The sequence below is a fragment of the Halanaerobium hydrogeniformans genome, from assembly GCF_000166415.1.
Taxonomy (GTDB): Bacteria; Bacillota; Halanaerobiia; order Halanaerobiales; family Halanaerobiaceae; genus Halanaerobium; species Halanaerobium hydrogeniformans.
Window position 1 is genome coordinate 893,207 of the sequence record NC_014654.1, and the last position, 17,907, is coordinate 911,113.

Sequence of the window (17,907 nt, forward strand, 5' to 3'; positions counted from 1 at the left end):
TGCTTTTGTGCTCAATTTAATCAGCTTAAAAATCTTTAATTTGACAGGAGGTGAGAGTTTTAATAAACTATTGTTATACGGGGAAATATATATTTAGCTTAATTTGGAAATTATTCACTTGTCGGAGATAAAGATTTATCGAACTTTTTAGGAGGTGGCTTGATGAAAAAAGAAAAAATGAAAATTTTATTTGTAGCTTCAGAGGCAGATCCATTTATCAAAACTGGAGGTCTTGCTGATGTAGCAGGTTCTTTACCACAGGCTTTAATTGAAGAAGGCCATGATGTAAGGCTGGTAATACCTCAGTACAGACAGATTCCGGAAAAATATCAGGAGAAGATGGAATCAGTCTGTCATTTTAGGACTAAACTGGCCTGGAGAGACAGATATCTAGGGGTTAACTATTTAGAAGAAGATGGAGTACCGGTTTATTTTATTGATAATAAACATTACTTTGATAGAGATTCTCTCTATGAAAATGAGGATAAACATGAGCAGTATGCGTTTTTCTCACAGGCTGTATTAGATATGCTGCCTGTAATTGGGTTTCAACCTGATGTTATTCATGCTAATGACTGGCAAACTGGTCCTTTGCCTGTGCTTTTTGCAGACCGCTATCGACAGCAGGATTTTTATAAGGATATAAAGACCGTATTTACTATACATAATATCCGCTATCAGGGTCAATTTGGACCTGAAGTAGCTGGCGATGTTTTAGGTTTAGCTCATAATCACTGGGAGAGCGGTAAAATCCGTCATAATGGACTTACAAATTATATGAAATGTGGAATAATGTATGCTGACCATATTACAACCGTTAGTGAAAGTTATGCTCAGGAAATACAGACTTCATATTTTGGAGAAGGTCTTGATTATGCTCTCAGGCTGCGTGGTGATGATTTAAGTGGAATAGTTAATGGAATAAGCTATGATAAATTTAATCCTGCCACAGATGAGAACATCCCGGTTCGTTATTCTAAAGGGGAGATTGATAAAAAAATAGCTAACAAGATCCATATTCAGCAGAAAATGGGCCTTAAAGTTGATGCAGATATTCCTTTAATCGGCTTTATTTCTCGCCTGGTTGAACAAAAGGGTCTTGATTTGGTTAAGGCTGTTTTTGATGAGATCTTAGAAACTGGTGCTCAGCTTTTAATTCTGGGTACAGGTTATAGAGAATACGAAGATTTCTTAAAAGCTAAACAGTCCGAATATCCGGATAATCTCTCTGTTAATATTATGTATGACAGCAAACTGGCCAATCAAATTTATGCAGGTAGTGATATGTTCTTAATGCCTTCTCGCTATGAACCATGTGGTTTAAGCCAGTTGATCAGTTTCCGTTATGGAACAATTCCTATCGTTAGAGAAACCGGTGGCTTGAATGATACAGTGGTTTCCTACAAAGAAGAGACAGGAGAAGGAACAGGCTTTGCATTTGCTGCCTATAATGCCCATGATATGCTTTATACGATCCAGAGAGCGGTTTCTTTCTATAAGCAAAAAGGAGTCTGGAACAAATTAGTTTCAAGAGTTATGAATCTTGATTACAGCTGGCACAATTCAGCTCGCAAATATGAAGACCTTTATGCTGAACTTGTTGGTTTAGAGATCGAAAAAGAAGAACAAGAAGCTGATACCCCCGTAAATATTAAAGTTTATGAACCACAGGTAACCGATATTGTTGAAACTAAAGAGAGTAAAGAGGCAGGAAAAGCAGAGTCTGAGCAAAAAGAAAAAGCTCGGCTAATTGATATTAATGCTGCTTCTGTTGAAGAACTTTCGCAGTTAGATGGGATCGGCAATGCTTATGCAGAAAGAATAGTTTCTTACAGAGAAGAAAATGGTCCTTTTGCAGCAAAAAGTGATCTAACAGCTGTTAAAGGTATAGGCAAGAAAAAATATCAAAATATTGCCGATATGATTAAGGTATAGTAAATATAAATTATCAAATATTAAATCAAGGCCGTCTACTTTGGAATTGCAAATCAAAGTAGCGGTCTTTTTTTGTTAAAATTAGGTTTGCTTATAGAGCTAAAATTAAATATAATAGTAATGGAAAAGAGAAAAAGACATTTTGGAGGTTAGATGATGAAAATTGCCCTGCTTTCTATATTATCAGAGATACATGATGAAGAGAGGATTAATGATAGTCTTAAAGATAAATATCAATTTTTAAATAATAATTTTGAAATTACAGAAATAGCAGTTGATGAGGTTGCTGACCATGATTTTTCAGATTATGATCTAACTATTAATTTTATTAAATCAGGAGGTTCTGAGAAAAATTTTGCCAGGATTTTTGAATATCTACCCCAACCGGTTTATTTATATGCTGTTGAGCTTCATAATTCCCTTCCAGCTGCTTTAGAAATATTGAGCTTTGTTAATGCCCGAGGAGCAGAAGCGAAGATTCTTCATGGAGAAAATGAAGATCTGCTGGTTGAAATTAAGGAATTAATTGAATACAGACGGATCAGAAACAAGATCTCAGAAGCTAAAATCGGTGTGATTGGTAAACCATCTGACTGGTTAATAGGGAGTCAGGTCGATAGAGAGCATGCTGCTCAACACTGGGGTACAGAATTTATCGATATAGAAATGGAAGAAGTTTATAGTGCCTTGAAAAATATTGAGCAAAAAGAAGCAGAAAAAGTTGCAGAACAATATTTTATTAAGGCTGAAAAGATGCTTGAAAGTAGTAAAGCAGATTTAATAAAGGCTGCTGAGATTTATCTGGCCCTTAAAAAGCTTGCTGTTGATTATGATTTAGATGCTTTAACGATTAGATGTTTTGATCTGGTTGAAAAAATTAATAATACCGGCTGTCTTGCACTTGCACTTTTAAATGATGAAGGGATTACTGCAGGTTGTGAAGGAGATATAGCAGCTGTGTTTACTATGTATTTAGCTGCACAATTGACCGGTGAGACACCCTTTATGGCAAATCCGGTTAAAATAGATAGTAAAAAAGATCAGATAAATTTTGCCCACTGTACTGTTCCCCTCTCTATAAGCGAAAAATTTATTTTGCGTTCTCATTTTGAAACAGGAATTGGGGTCGGAATACAGGGTATTTTAAGAAAAGAGGCTGTTACCGTTTTTAAAATTGGTGGAGCTGGTTTAGAACAATATTTTGTTGCTGAAGGAAAAATTATAGAGAATATGAATTCTCAAAATGCCTGTAGAACTCAAATCAAAGTTGAGCTACCACAGAGCTCAGATTATTTTCTTTCTGACGCTATTGCCAATCATCATTTGATTATAGCAGGTCATCATGCCGCTAAAATAAACCATTTTTTAGCAAAGGAATAAATTTATAAGGAGTGTTATAATGCCAAAATTACTGGAAGTTAAAGATTTACATTTAAAAATTGAAGATGCTGATATCTTAAATGGCTTAAGTTTCAGCCTGGAAAAAGGAGAAGTCTTTGCCCTGATAGGTCCAAATGGTTGTGGTAAATCAACCCTTGCCTATACTTTAATGGGGATTAATAAATATTATCCCGACCAGGGCCAGCTGCTTTTAAACGGAGAAGAGATAAAAGACCTGCCGATTAATGAAAGAGCAAAAAAAGGAATAACCCTGGCCTGGCAGGAACCAGCCCGTTATCAGGGTGTTACAGTGAGAGAATTTTTATCACTTGGCTTAAAAGCAAAAGGTGAAGAAGTTACAGAAGCAAAACTCAGAGATGCTCTGCAAAAAGTTGCAATAAGACCAGAAGTTTATTTAGATCGCTTTGTTGATAAAAGTTTAAGTGGTGGAGAAAGAAAAAGAATAGAGTTAGCTTCTTTGATTTTAATGCACCCAGAATTGATCATTTTAGATGAGCCTGATTCTGGAGTAGATATTGTAGCTTTAAATAATATTGCTGATATGATAAATTATTTTAAAGATTCACAGAGCGGAATTTTATTGATCACCCATTCACAGGAAATGCTCAAGTATGCAGATCGGGCCGCTTTATTATGTGATGGTGAAATCATTCGTCAGGGTAAACCTGATGCAATAAGTGAGTACTTTCAATCATTCTGTGGGCCCTGTAAAAAGGCTGAAGAATGTGAAACGGAGGTGGCAAGTTAATGAAAGATTATGAAATGATGGTTGATGCCTATAAAGAGGCTGGTGGAAATGATATATTTTCTGATAGTGAAGTAGCCCATTTAGTTATGGAAAGAGATCAAATACTGGGTTCTAATCTGGTAGAAGGTTTAGAAGTTGATGCCAAAAAAATTGCCGAAGATACTGTTGCTGTTAAAGTAAGAATTAAAGCAGGCTATAAAATAAAAAATCCTGTTCATATGTGTTTTGGAGTTCTCCCAAAAGAAGGTAGACAAAAAATAGATATGCAGGTTGAAGTAGAAAAAAATGCCCATGTTGAGGTTAGAGCAGACTGTGTATTTCCAAATGCAGTTAAGGTTCAGCATATCATGGATGCTGTAATCAATGTTCAGGCTGGAGGCAGCTATATCTATAAAGAACATCATTTTCACGGAGATAATGGTGGAGTAGAGGTAATTGCTAAATCTAAGATCAATGTTGGTCCTCATGGTCATCTGGTTACAAAGTTTGATCTGCTTAAAGGTAGATGTGGTAAGATCGATTTTGATTATACTGCCGATTTAGATGATTATGCTAAAGTAGATATGCTGGCCAGGATAAGTGGGGAAAAAGATGATGTGATTAAAATAAGGGAAGCCGCCCATTTAAATGGCAGGGGCTCTAGAGGAGTGCTTGATTCTAAGATCGCTATTAAAGATAAAGCAGAAGCTGAGATATATAATGAATTGACAGCTGATGCACCAGAAGCGATGGGACATGTTGACTGTACCGAGATCATTAAAGACCATGCTATTGCAAGAGCAATACCGATTGTAGATGTTAGGCATCCAGAAGCAAAGGTAACCCACGAGGCTGCTATAGGGAGTGTGGACAGTACCCAGCTGCAGACTTTAATGGCCCGTGGCTTAGATGAAGAAGAAGCTTCAGAAGTGATTATTCAGGGTCTGCTAAATGACTAAAGAAAGTTTAGCAACAAGGAGGAATAAGTAGTGCTTAAGAAAAAAATAAAAAGCTTATCAATTCTAACCCTACTTTTATTAATGCTCTTTATATTCTCAGCCTTTAATCCGGCAGCAGCTTTAGAAGTAAATATTAATGCTCCTAACGTACCAGCTGCAATTCCATTTTTGTGGATGCAGGAAGAAGCTGAAGTTTTAGATTCTCTTGAGATCAATTTAAATTTATCCTCAGATCACCAGCGGGGAATATCACTAATAGCTCAAAATGAGATAGACTTTTTGCTTACAGGCAGTAATGTTGGAGCAAATGCCTATAATAGAGGAGTAGATTTAAAACTTTTAAATATCAATACCTGGGCCATCGACTATTTATTAACTTATGATTTTGAAATAGAAGAATGGCAGGAACTTAAATCTAAATCACTTGCTTTACCATTACAGGGAGGTCCACTTGACTTTTTGGCCCGTTACTTGCTGGAGGCCAATGCTGTTGACCCAGAATCTGTCAACTTTGTCTACAGATCTTTACCAGGGGCTGCCCAATATTTTATGGCAGGTAATCTTGATGCAATAATCTTGCCTGAACCCCTTGTTACGGTGACAATGCTAAATTCTGAAGAAGCTGTACTGTCAATGGATATTCAGGAAGAATGGGCTGAGGTTCATGGAGATCCCAGGATTCCTTTTGTAGGTCTTTTTGTAAGTGGTAAATTTGCAGAAGAGAACCCCCAGTTTACAAATATCATCAACGGTTATTACGGTCAGGGAGTTAACTGGGTAAATGAAAATCCAGCTGCTGCAGCTGAGCTTGCCGCAGAGCATTTTGACATGCCTGCTCCAGTGATCGAGCAGTCTTTAAGCAGGGTTGATTTAAATATCTATCCTGAAGCTGAAAGCAGAGCTCTTGTAGAGTTATACTTCTCTGAAATATTAGAGATGTATCCAGAAATGATAGGTGGCCAGATGGTAGATGAAGAATTCTATTTTTAAACCCTTTTATTTAGTTTTAATTATTCTAATCCTGATCTGGGAGCAGGCAGCTGCTGGTTTAAACAGCCTGATCCTGCCCTCGGTCGGGGAGAGTTTAAATGCTTTACATGAAATTGCAGCCACAGGGATTTTGTATTCAAGTTTTATGATTACCCTCAGGAGAACTTTAATAGCTTACAGTCTGGCTGTAGCTGTTGGAATAATACTGGCTTTATTAATGCATAGATTTGAATATTTTAAAAGATCATTTAGACCTTTAATTACGATGATTCAGGCTACTCCACCTGTTGTCTGGATCGCCTTGGCTATAATCTGGTTTGGAGTAGCAGAAGATCTTACCCCGATTTTTTTGATATTTATTGTTTCAATGCCGGTTATATTTGTTAATCTTTTTCAGGGTATAGATGATCTCAATACAGAGCTGGTGGAAATGGCAGAGGCCTATTCTACTCCCCGATTGAGAATAATTAAAGAAATATATTTCCCAGCTTTACTTCCTGCCCTTGTCTCTGCTTTAAGTATAGCTTTTGCCTTTGCCTGGAAGTCATCAGTTTTTGCAGAGTTTATCGGTTCTTCCAGTGGAATCGGTTATCAATTGAGCAGGGCTAATAGTATGCTGGCAACAGATAAATTGTTTGCCTGGACCATAATCTTGCTTCTGTTTATGATTTTTGTAGAATATTATCTCCTGGAAAAATTAAAGGCCAGGGTTAGTAGGTGGAAAAATGACTGAAGAAAAAGAAAAAATACTGGAATTTAAAAATGCTAAAAAAAGTTATGGGAAATTAACAGTTTTAAAAGATTTAAATTTAAGTGTTTATAAAGGGGAAATAACCTGTTTGCTTGGTCCCTCAGGTAGTGGTAAAACAACCGTATTTAGAACTGCTGCCGGAATAGAAGAACTTGATGAAGGAGCCATAATTAAAAAAGATTCACTGCGTTTAGCTTATGTTTTTCAGGAGCCAAGGCTTTTGCCCTGGAAAAGTGCAGAAGAAAATTTAATTTTTGTTCAGAAAAATTATCAACTGGAAAAGGAAGCCAAATTGCGTGATCTCTTATTTAAGCTCTCTGGTTTAAGTAATTTTAAAAATAGCTACCCTCATGAATTATCCGGGGGAATGAAACAGCGCTTAGAGTTGATCAGAGCTTTTGCGGTTAAAGCTGATCTGGTTTTTTTAGATGAGCCGCTCAAGTCATTGGACATGAAAACTAAATATAATCTCAGAAAAATGATTAACTTAATCCAAAAAGAAAGTGGAGTCAGCCTGTTTTTTATCACCCATGACCCAGAAGAGGCTCTTCTGCTGGCAGATAGGATTTATATTTTAGCAGGAGAAGGTTCGGGAATAAAAAAAGAGATGCAGATCAAAAAAGAGCGCTCTAAAAGGAAAATAAGTGATCCTGAGCTTTATCAAAGCTTAGAAGAGATAATGGCAATATTTACTGACTTAGTTGCAGAATTTGCGGTAGATAAAAATGAATTAAAAGAATTACAAGTAAAGAATTAACAGGGATGTGCTTAAATGGATAAAAATAAAAAGGACTATTTGTATCAAATTGTCAGCAAATATGGACAGAACCCTATTTCTTATCATGTTCTAGAAAGTGATAAAAAACATTTTTTCGTTGCAGGGATAGAGGGGGTTATAGCATATGCGACAGTTGGTGATGTGGTGGTAGTTTCTGGAGATATTGTTGCTTCTCAAGCAGATGCAGCAGAACTTTTATCAGAATTCACTGCTTTTTCTAAAAAAAATAATTATTCTATTCTTTTTTTAAATACAACCGAAAAGTTTTTGGAATTATATAAAAAATTTGGTTTTGAAAATATTAAGTATGGAGAAGAAGCCCTTTTTAAACTGGCTGATTATGATCTTAAAGGTGGTAAGGTGGCAAAGGTTAGAGCTGCTATTAATCATGCTAATAAAGCCGGGATCGAGGTTGGTGAATATAAGCCTAAGGAAAAGAGAGATCCTGAATTAGAAGATGAAATTATAGAACTATCTAAAGAATGGTTTAAAATGAAAAAAGGTGGAGAAATTAAGTTTAGCCTGGGTGGAATTGGGCTTGAAGAACCTTATGACAGAAGATATTTTACGGCAAAAAATAGTGAGGGCAAACTATTAGGTTTTGTAGTATTTATCCCTTATGAAAACAAAAAGGGTTATCTGGCTGAAGTTACTAGAAGGCTGCCTGATGCACCACAGGGAGTAATTGAAAAAATGGTTTATGAAGCTTTTATGCAATTTAAAGAAGAAGGAGCAGAATGGGGAAGCCTGGGGCTTGTACCTCTGGTAAATGTTAGAGAAGAGGATATTAAAAACAAGTTAACCACCAGGATTTTCGAATATATATATGAAAATATGAATTATTTTTATGGTTTTAAAAACCTGCATCATGCCAAAAAGAAATATGCACCAACTGATTGGGAAGCAAGATATTTAGTTTATTATCCCAAAAGATTTACTCCCCAACTTGCTTATGCATTATTAAAGGTTAAAAAACCGAAGGTGCTTAAAAATTATTTACTACCGATGCTCAAAAAGGGTTTTATATCTAACTAATTTAAATTAAGGAGTTGAAAAAATGGCTGAAAAATATGACATTGCGATTGTAGGAAGTGGACCAGGAGGATATGTAGCAGCTATTAGGGCTGGACAGATGGGAGCTAAAACTGTTTTGATAGAAAAAGAAGTTTTAGGAGGTACCTGTTTAAACTGGGGGTGTATACCCACTAAAGCCTTTGTTAGATCAGCAGAACTCTTTGCAGATATCAAAGAAGCAGAAAGTTTTGGGATAAAAGTAGAAGGAGCAGAAGTTGATTTCCCGGCTGTTGTAAAAAGAAAAGATAAAATAGTTAAAAGATTGGTTGCCGGAATAGATCATCTGCTTAAGAAAAATGGGGTTGAGAGAATAGAAGGTAAGGCTTCATTTATCGATAAAAACTATCTGAAGGTAGTGGGTAAAAAGACTACTGCAATAGAGGCAGAAAATATCATCATAGCCACCGGTTCTGTTCCCTCAAAACTGCCGATAGCAGGAGCAGATTTAGCTGGGATCTTAAGCAGCAGAGATGTACTTGATTTAAAAGAACTACCTGAATCGATGATCATCGTTGGTGGTGGAATAATCGGGATGGAATTTGCCTTTATCTTTCAAAACTTCGGGGTTGATGTAACAGTAGTAGAATATTTAGATCAGCTTGTAACAGGAGTGGATACAGAAATTGCTAAAGAATTAAACCGTTCTGCTAAAAGAAGGAAGATAAGTGTTAAAACAGGGGCAGAGGTTAAAGAGATTAAAGAAACAGCAGCAGGTTATGAGGTGATCTTTGAACAAAAAGGCAAAGCAAAGAGTATAGAGGGTGAGAAGGTTTTAATGGCAGTTGGCCGCAGACCCTATCATGAAGGTTTAAAAACAGCTAATGCCGGGGTAGAGATTTCAGAAAAAAGAGGAGCAATAGTTGTTAATAATAAACTGGAGACAAATGTAGAAGGTATTTATGCAGTTGGAGATGTAACTGACAAAGTACTGCTGGCTCATGTGGCTTCACATCAGGGAGTAATAGCGGTGGAAAATATAATGGGTCATGATAAAGAGATAGATTACACTGCAGTACCAGGTGCAATTTTTACCTCACCAGAGATAGGAACAGTGGGCTTAACAGAAGAAGAAGCCAGAGAAAAAGGAATTGATTATAAAGTGGGAGCTTTCCCCTTTGCAGCAAGTGGTAAGGTACTGGCGATGGGAGAAAGAGAAGGTAAGGTAAAAATAATAGCAGAAAAAGAAACAGGAAAAATTATTGGTGGAGCAATAATAGGGATAGAAGCCAGTGATTTAATTGCAGAATTAACCCTGGCAGTTAACCTGGGTTTAAAAGCAGAAGATCTGATAGAAACGATCCATGCTCACCCGACAACAGCAGAGGTTATTCATGAGGCTGCTTTAGGCTTAAAAGATGGTCCAATCCATTTTATGAGCTAAAATGAGAAGCGTTAATTTTATCACAACAAACCGTTATAATCCCTGATTTAACAGTATTGATAACTAATATAGCTATTAAGATTTATTTGACATTAGCTCGAAAAAAATATATAATATATATGATAATTGTTATCATTAAAAAAGATTTTTAATGTAGTTAAAAACAAAGTGAATAAAAAATGAAAGGGTGGTCAATTTTATGAGTTATCATGAACCAGAAGACAAATTAACCCCAGAAGCTATTGATTATCACCGGATAATCAAAAGTGTAATTGAGGAACTAGAAGCTGTTGATTGGTACAATCAGAGAGCTGTAGCAACTGATGATCCTGATGTAGAGGCAATTGTGGCCCATAACCGGGACGAAGAAATTGAACATGCATGTATGGGATTAGAATGGCTGCGCCGTAACAGTGAGGTCTGGGATGAGATGCTTAGAACTTTCCTTTTCACAGATGCGAAGATAACAGAAATAGAAGAAGATGAAATGGCTGAAGGTGAAGAAGGAGCGAATCCTGCTTCTAATTCAAATGGATCACTCGGCCTTGGTAATATGAGAGGAGGAGAATAATGGATATTTTAAAACGTTCAAAAGCACCATTTGCTGATGAAGCCTGGTATTTTCTGGATGAAGAAGCAACCGATGTTTTAAACCAGAAGTTAAAAGCAAGATCAGAGGTGGATTTTATAGGACCTAAGGGTCTAGAATTATCTTCAATTAATACTGGTCGTTTTACAGATGCTGGAATTCAAGATGTTGAAGGTGTAAGTTATGCAACTAGAGATGTTCTGCCTTTGGTGGAATTGAAGATTCCTTTTACAATGGAATTAAGTGAGATAGAAGCTCTAGCTAGAGGTGCAGAAGATGTTGATACTGATGCTCTAATGGAAGCAGCTTCTAAAATTGCTCAGGCAGAAAACAAAGCGATTTTCTATGGTCTAGAAGAAGTTAATATTAAAGGTATTATCGAATCTTCAGATTATGAAGAGGTTAGTGTATCAGGTGGAGAAAAAGAACTGATTTCCGGACTCTTAAAAGCATTATCTCTCTTTGAAGAAAATAGTGTTGGTGGACATAAGCGTCTACTTTTAGGGCCTGAACTTTATTCTCTACTTTATGAATTAGATGATAAAGGCTATCCTCTGAAGCGTAAGGTACAGGAAATGGCATCAGCTGGAGTAGTTTATGTGCCAGATCTAGCCAATAGAGGACTTTTGATCTCTGAACGTGGTGGAGATTTCGAATTAACAGTTGGTCAGGATATTTCTCTTGGTTTTGAAGAAAGAAAAGGTGACAAAGTAGAGTTATTCTTCCTTGAAACATTTACATTTAGGGTAAATGGACCTGAGGCTGCAGTTGTACTTAAGTAAACTACCCTGTAATATAAATTAATATAATACCGTCTGCTATGGTGGAGGCGGTATTTTCTTTGCTCTTTAAAAAATCAGAAAATTCAAAATAAAACAAATTATGGAATCATTTGAATTGGGGGATGATAATGGGTTATCAATATATTTATGGTCCAGTAAATTCAAGAAGGTTAGGGCTCTCATTGGGGGTGGATTTATTAGGAGCTAAAGTTTGTTCTTTTAACTGTGTATATTGTGAACGGGGTAGGACCGATCAACTCACAGTAGAAAGAAAAGAATATGTTGCATATAAAGAAGTTACAAATGAGCTCAAAGATTTTTTAGCAGCAGGACCTAAATTAAATTACATAAGTTTTTCCGGCTGTGGAGAACCATTATTACATAAATATTTTGGCAGGATATCTGCTTATTTAAAGGAAAATTTCCCCCGGTATAAACAGGCTCTGCTGACAAACAGTTCTCTAATAACTGCAGAAATAATGCCTGAGCTTAAAAATTTAGATTTAATTGTACCTTCTTTAGATGCTGTTTCTGAAAATACTTTTAAAAAAATTAATCGTCCCCATAAAACAGTTGAAATTGATAAGATCATTACTAATATTGCTAAAGCTAAAAAAGAACTTAAGGCAAAAATGTGGTTAGAAATATTTTTGCTGCCCGGGATTAATGATCATCAGGAAGAATTGGAGCTCTTTAAAAAGGCTGTTCAAACGATCAAGGCTGATAAAATTCAACTAAACAGTCTGGACCGACCTGGTGCTGAAAACTGGCTAGAAAAAATGAGCAAAGATAGATTAAGAGAAATTGCTGATTTTTTAGGAGATAATGTAGAAATTGTGGCAGGCTATTAAATCTTAAGGGAGGTGAATTTAACGAGCACTGGAGCTCAAACTTTGATAATTGTAAAAGACGATAATATTAAAGGGGAGGAAAAGAAATTGGCTAAAAGAGCGTTTCCATATATACCAAATTCAGTTGAGGAAATTAAAGCAGAGCTTTTAGAAGACATAGGCCTTTCAGATGTAGAAGACATTTTTAAAGAGATTCCTGATCATCTAAGATTTGATGGCAAACTAAATATTCCTGAGCCCAAATTATCAGAATATGAGCTAAAAAAACATGTTGAAAGAATATTGAGTAAAAACGAAAGTGCTCAAAATAATTTAAATTTCAAAGGAGGAGGAGTCTGGCAGCATTATGTTCCTTCGGTCTGTAGAACTATTGCCGGAAGGGATGAGTTTTTAACCGCTTATGTAGGTGATGCTTATGCAGATCACGGCAAATTTCAGGCCTTATTTGAAACTGCAAGTATGATCGGAGAATTAGTTGAGCTGGATGCGGTTAATACTCCAACTTATGATTGGTCTAATGCTATCGTGAGAAGTATTAGAATGGCTTCTCGGATTAATGGTCGGAAAGAGGTCTTAATTCCAGCTTCAATGAGTCCCAGCCGTAAAAAAGTTGTTTTAAACTACTGTAAACCTGATATCAAGGTTACAGAAGTTGATTTTGATCAAGATACAGCTTTAATCAATCTTGATGATTTGCAAGCTAAACTATCTGATCAAGTAAGTTCGGTTTATATAGAAAATCCTAATTATCTGGGTTATTTAGAAATTTCTGCTCAAAAGATCGGCGAACTTACTCATCAGCATGGAGCCGAGTTTATTGTCGGAGTTGATCCCAGCTCACTAGGTGTATTAGAAGCACCTGCAAATTATGGAGCAGATATGGTCTGTGGAGAACTACAACCCTTTGGTTTAAATATGAAGTGGGGAGGAGCCCTGTCAGGTTTTATAGCCTCACCAGATGAAGAAAAATATGTTGGAGAATATCCATCTCTGCTCTTTGGAATAACACCTACTGTTGAAGAAGGAGAATATGGTTTTGGTCATGTTGCCTTTGAAAGAACATCTTATGCACAACGCGAAAAAGGTAAAGATTTTATTGGTACAAGTACAGCCCTTTACGGGATAGTTGCAGGGGTTTACCTGGCTCTAGTTGGACCAAAAGGTTTAATAGAACTTGGGGAAGGAATTATGCAGCGCTGTGAATATGCTAAAAAGAAATTTGCTGAAATAGAAGGTGTTTCAGTCCCGATTAAAACTCCTTCATTTAAAGAGTTTGTAGTTGATTTTTCAGGATGTAATAAAAGTGTAAAAGAGATCAATCAGCTCCTAGAAGAAGAGAATATATTTGGGGGAATTGATCTAGGAGAAAAAATGGAAGAGTATGAAAATTGTGCCCTCTTTTGCTTTACAGAAGTTCATGACAGATATGATATTAATAAACTGATCAATAGTATAGAAATGATTATCGAAAAATATTAAGTTAATGAAGGAGGAAGAAAAGTGGGAAAAACAATTTTTAGAGAAAATTTTCATCAGGCAGATTGGGATGAACCGATCATTTATGAGATGTCTACTCCTGGTGTCAGGGGAATACTTGTTCCTGAGCCAGATCAGAAAATAAAGGATAGTGCAGGAGATGTAATGGCAAAAATTCCAGACAGTTTGAGAAGAAAAAAAGAGCCTAATTTACCAGAGGTTTCACAAAAACATGTTTTAATGCACTGGACCCATTTAGCCCAGGAAACGATGGGCTCTAACCTGACTAATGATATTAGTGAAGGTACCTGTACTATGAAATATAATCCACGTATTAACGAAGAACTGGTAGAAAATACTGATTTTTCACTGCTGCATCCAGAACAGAGTGAAGAAACTGTTCAGGGTATTTTAGAAATATATTCTGAGTTCGAAAACATAGTCAAAGAGGTTTCAGGTCTTGATAAAGCAACCTTACAGCCCGGTGGTGGAAACCATGCTGTTTACACAGCTGCCTCTATTGTTAGAAAATACTGGGAAGAAAAAGGTGAGCTTGACCAGAGAGATGAGATTATTACAACTATTTTCTCACATCCCTGTGATGCAGCTACACCAAAAACAGCCGGTTTTAAGGTGATAACCCTACAGCCTGATGAACAGGGCTTACCTGATATCGAGGCTTTAAAAGAAGCTGTTTCGGAAAGAACAGCTGCAATATTTATGACCAACCCTGAAGATATTGGTTTATATAATCCTAAGGTAGATAAATTTGTAGAAATAGTTCATGAAGCTGGAGGCTTGTGTTTTTATGATCAGGCAAATGCCAATGCATTTTTAGGTGTTGCCAGAGCTAGAGAGGCTGGCTTTGATATGTGTCACTTTAATGTGCATAAAACCTTTGGTACTCCTCATGGTGGTTCTGGACCTGGTAATGGAGCCTTTTGCTGTAAAGAAAAACTGGCCAAATATTTACCGGTACCAACCGTTGAGCATGATGGTGATAAATATTATCTTGATTATGACCGCCCTCACAGTATCGGTAAGGTTAGAGATTTTTATGGTACTGCAGGGGTAATTGTCAGGGCATATGCCTGGGTAATGGCAATGGGCGAAGAAGGTCTAAGAGAAACTGCCGATATATCAGTTATTAACAACAATTATCTTTATAGGAACCTGGTTGAAGAGGTTAAAGGACTATCCTATTGTTATCGTGATAATGGATTGATCCGTCAGGAACAGGTAAGATATACCTGGGAAGAACTGACAGATGATACAGGGGTTGATACCCTTGCCATCGAAAGAAGAATAGCAGACTTTGGTATTCAGCATTACTGGACAAGTCATGAACCATGGTTGATTCCAGAGCCAATGACACTTGAACCATGTGAAAGCTATTCTAAAGATGATCTTGATGAATATATTAAGGTGCTAAAAAGAATTGCAGAAGAAGCATATCAGGATCCTGAACTGGTTAAAAATGCACCTCATAAAGCAGCATCCAGGAAAAGAAAAGACGATAATATGCTTGATGATCCAGAAAGATGGGCTTTAACCTGGAGAGCATATCAGAAGAAAAAAGATAAAATTCATGCTGATTAATTATAATAAAGAATGGATGGTGTAATTTATGAAAAAAGTGGGGTTTATAGTAAATCCTATTGCCGGAATGGGCGGAAAAGTCGCCCTTAAAGGAACAGATGGAAAAAACATTGTAAAAAAAGCTAAAGAACTTGGAGCAGAACAGGAATCACCCCAAAAAGCAGAAATGGCTCTAAAAAGCCTAAAAGAAGAATTAAAAAAAGAAGCTGAAGTCGAGCTGATAACCTTCCCCCATTTAATGGGGGAGGAACTGCTCAAAAATTCCGGTCTCAGCTATCAGGTGATAGGTTCTATAGAGAAAGATAATACTACTGCAGAAGACACCAAAAGGGCGGCCAGATTAATGAAAGAAAAGTACCAGGTGGATTTACTGCTTTTTGCAGGTGGAGATGGTACGGCCAGGGATGTTTATGATGCTTTAAATCTTGATCTACCAGCCCTTGGTATTCCTGCAGGAGTAAAAATTCATTCTGCAGTATATGCAACCACTCCTAAGAATGCCGGGATTATTGCGGCTCGATTTATTGAAGGGGAGATTTCTGCTACCGAAGAAGCAGAAGTTATGGATATAGATGAAAAAGAATTTAGAAAAGGCAGGGTAACTGCTAAACTCTACGGATATTTAAAAGTTCCAGTAGAAAGAAGATTAAGGCAGAATTTAAAATCAGGTAGTGCAGATAGTGAAGAAAGGGCAGCAGAAGCCATCGCTGCAGGAATAATAGAAACTATGAAAAAAGACTGCCTTTATTTAGTTGGTCCTGGTACCACAACCAGACCGATCATGCAGAAATTAGGTCTAGAATACTCACTATTAGGAGTTGATGCGGTTGCAAATAAAGAACTGCTAGCTCTGGATCTTAGAGAAGCTGATATTCTAGATTTATTAGAACAATATCCTGAGGCTAAAATAATAGTAACTGCAATTGGTGGTCAGGGATATATCTTCGGCAGAGGTAATCAGCAGTTTAGCGAAAAGGTACTGAAAAAAGTTGGCAAAAAAAATATTATTGTTGCTGCAACCAGAAATAAGCTGAGCGCTTTAAATGGTCCTCTCTTGATAGATACTCCTGAGCCAGCCTTAAATAAAAAATTAGCTGGTTATTATAAAGTTGTGATCGGTCATCAGGACTTTATGATGCAAAAAGCTGAATAAGTGACTTCAACCCCTTTTTTAAAAGGGGTTTCTTTTTTAAAATGCTAATTAAAAACACATGTTTGTGCAACAAGCTTGAATATGATAAAATAAATAAAAGAGTAGAGATAGTTCTGCATATTTAAGCCGTCTGAAATGTAATTTAACCAGGCAATAAGCTTTTCTTTATTCTTAATACATTTTTAAAATTATGGAGAAAGAAGGATTTAACATGGAACTAGAAGAAAAACTTGAAATTTTAAGTGATGCAGCTAAATATGATGTTTCCTGTTCTTCCAGTGGCAGCAGTAATCGGGGTGGGAAAAATAGTCTTGGTAATACTAAAGCCTCAGGTATCTGTCACAGCTGGTCTGATGATGGACGCTGTATTTCCCTCTTAAAAATATTATTCAGCAACTACTGTATTTATGACTGCCAGTACTGTGCTAACAGGTCCAGTGTTGATAGAAAAAGGGCCACCTTTACTCCAGAGGAAGTAGCTAAATTAACCATTGATTTTTATAAGCGCAATTATATTGAAGGCCTTTTTTTAAGTTCAGCTGTCACAAAAAGTCCGGACTGGACCATGGAACAGCTGCTGGAAACTGCCAGACTGCTGAGGAATAAATATAATTACCAGGGTTATCTCCATTTAAAGGCTATTCCAGGAGCAGATTTTAAACTTATTTATCAGGCAGGTCTGCTGACAGATAGGATGAGCGTTAATATTGAACTACCCAGTGAAAAAAGTTTAAAAAAATTAGCACCTCAGAAAGAAAAAGCTGCAATTTTAAAACCGATGCAGAATATCGGCACTGAAATAGAAAATAATTTAGTCGAGCGCAAAAAATATAAAAAGCAAAAAGAGAAATTTGTTCCTGCAGGTCATTCAACCCAGCTAATAGTGGGAGCAAGCCCGGAATCAGATAGAACCATCATTAATTTAGCTGAAGGTTTATATAATAAATTCAACTTAAAAAGAGTATATTATTCTGCCTATCTACCTGTTTCTAATTCTTCTTTATTACCTGCTTTAAACAGCAGTCCACCTCTTAAAAGAGAACACAGGCTTTATCAGGCAGACTGGCTCTTGAGATTTTATGGATTTAAAGCTGATGAACTGCTTAATCTTGCTAGAGAAAATCTTGATTTAAAGCTTGATCCTAAAGCTGATTGGGCACTTAATAATTTAGATAAATTCCCGGTAGAGGTAAACACCGCAGATTATCAGATGCTTTTGAGGGTGCCGGGGATTGGGCCACGTTCGGCGGCTAAGATAGTCAAAGCCAGAAAAGAGAAAAAATTAAATCACTACAATCTTAAAAAAATGAGAATAGTACTAAAAAGAGCTAATTTTTTTATTACCTGTGATGGCAAATATGCAGCTGCTGTTCCCTTTGATTCAGAAATTATTTATCAGCGTTTAGTTGAAAAAGAAGCCAAACAGCTTTCTTTATTTTCAAATCAGGGTAATAAATAGAG

16 protein-coding genes are annotated in these 17,907 nt (G+C 36.5%); all 16 read left to right on the forward strand.

What is annotated here, in order from left to right:
* Positions 1–162: 162 nt before the first annotated feature.
* The 16 genes from glgA (at position 163) to HALSA_RS04010 (ending at position 17,905) form a co-directional block, all read left to right on the forward strand.
* Complete coding sequence (gene glgA / locus HALSA_RS03935; RefSeq protein WP_013405318.1) at positions 163–1,935, forward strand: glycogen synthase GlgA; 1,773 nt, start codon at positions 163–165, stop codon at positions 1,933–1,935.
* Between the two features lie 153 nt (positions 1,936–2,088).
* Positions 2,089–3,315 (forward strand): L-arabinose isomerase family protein, encoded by a 1,227-nt coding sequence (locus tag HALSA_RS03940; protein WP_238524777.1) that lies wholly within the window; start codon positions 2,089–2,091, stop codon positions 3,313–3,315.
* A 19-nt stretch (positions 3,316–3,334) separates the two neighbouring features.
* Positions 3,335–4,084, forward strand: coding sequence for an ABC transporter ATP-binding protein (locus HALSA_RS03945; RefSeq protein WP_013405320.1), 750 nt, complete (start codon positions 3,335–3,337; stop codon positions 4,082–4,084).
* Positions 4,084–5,022 (forward strand): SufB/SufD family protein, encoded by a 939-nt coding sequence (locus tag HALSA_RS03950; RefSeq protein ID WP_013405321.1) that lies wholly within the window; start codon positions 4,084–4,086, stop codon positions 5,020–5,022. The genes HALSA_RS03945 and HALSA_RS03950 overlap by 1 nt, the downstream gene beginning before the upstream one ends.
* A gap of 30 nt (positions 5,023–5,052) precedes the next feature.
* Positions 5,053–6,012 (forward strand): ABC transporter substrate-binding protein, encoded by a 960-nt coding sequence (locus tag HALSA_RS03955; RefSeq protein ID WP_013405322.1) that lies wholly within the window; start codon positions 5,053–5,055, stop codon positions 6,010–6,012.
* Positions 5,993–6,745: an ABC transporter permease gene (locus HALSA_RS03960; protein ID WP_013405323.1), complete on the forward strand. Its 753-nt coding sequence runs from the start codon at positions 5,993–5,995 to the stop codon at positions 6,743–6,745. Before HALSA_RS03955 ends, HALSA_RS03960 begins: the two co-directional genes overlap by 20 nt.
* A complete protein-coding gene (locus HALSA_RS03965; RefSeq protein WP_013405324.1) occupies positions 6,738–7,520 on the forward strand; it encodes an ABC transporter ATP-binding protein in 783 nt (260 codons plus the stop codon). The genes HALSA_RS03960 and HALSA_RS03965 overlap by 8 nt, the downstream gene beginning before the upstream one ends.
* A 15-nt stretch (positions 7,521–7,535) precedes the next feature.
* Positions 7,536–8,576, forward strand: coding sequence for a bifunctional lysylphosphatidylglycerol flippase/synthetase MprF (locus HALSA_RS03970; RefSeq protein WP_013405325.1), 1,041 nt, complete (start codon positions 7,536–7,538; stop codon positions 8,574–8,576).
* A 22-nt stretch (positions 8,577–8,598) separates the two neighbouring features.
* Positions 8,599–9,996, forward strand: a complete 1,398-nt coding sequence (gene lpdA / locus HALSA_RS03975; protein WP_013405326.1) for a dihydrolipoyl dehydrogenase — start codon at positions 8,599–8,601, stop codon at positions 9,994–9,996.
* A 199-nt stretch (positions 9,997–10,195) separates the two neighbouring features.
* The gene (locus tag HALSA_RS03980; protein ID WP_013405327.1) at positions 10,196–10,567 is read left to right on the forward strand and encodes an encapsulin-associated ferritin-like protein; all 372 of its coding nucleotides are present in this window, start codon (positions 10,196–10,198) and stop codon (positions 10,565–10,567) included.
* Positions 10,567–11,367, forward strand: coding sequence for a family 1 encapsulin nanocompartment shell protein (locus tag HALSA_RS03985; protein ID WP_013405328.1), 801 nt, complete (start codon positions 10,567–10,569; stop codon positions 11,365–11,367). Before HALSA_RS03980 ends, HALSA_RS03985 begins: the two co-directional genes overlap by 1 nt.
* A gap of 128 nt (positions 11,368–11,495) precedes the next feature.
* On the forward strand, positions 11,496–12,218 hold the full coding sequence (locus HALSA_RS03990; RefSeq protein ID WP_013405329.1) for a radical SAM protein: 723 nt from the start codon (positions 11,496–11,498) through the stop codon (positions 12,216–12,218).
* Between the two features lie 87 nt (positions 12,219–12,305).
* Positions 12,306–13,697, forward strand: coding sequence for an aminomethyl-transferring glycine dehydrogenase subunit GcvPA (gene gcvPA / locus HALSA_RS03995; RefSeq protein ID WP_041595953.1), 1,392 nt, complete (start codon positions 12,306–12,308; stop codon positions 13,695–13,697).
* Between the two features lie 21 nt (positions 13,698–13,718).
* Complete coding sequence (gene gcvPB, locus HALSA_RS04000; RefSeq protein WP_013405331.1) at positions 13,719–15,293, forward strand: aminomethyl-transferring glycine dehydrogenase subunit GcvPB; 1,575 nt, start codon at positions 13,719–13,721, stop codon at positions 15,291–15,293.
* Positions 15,294–15,321: 28 nt separating this feature from the next.
* Positions 15,322–16,446, forward strand: a complete 1,125-nt coding sequence (locus HALSA_RS04005; protein ID WP_013405332.1) for an ATP-NAD kinase family protein — start codon at positions 15,322–15,324, stop codon at positions 16,444–16,446.
* Between the two features lie 211 nt (positions 16,447–16,657).
* Positions 16,658–17,905 (forward strand): putative DNA modification/repair radical SAM protein, encoded by a 1,248-nt coding sequence (locus HALSA_RS04010; RefSeq protein ID WP_013405333.1) that lies wholly within the window; start codon positions 16,658–16,660, stop codon positions 17,903–17,905.
* Positions 17,906–17,907: the final 2 nt, after the last annotated feature.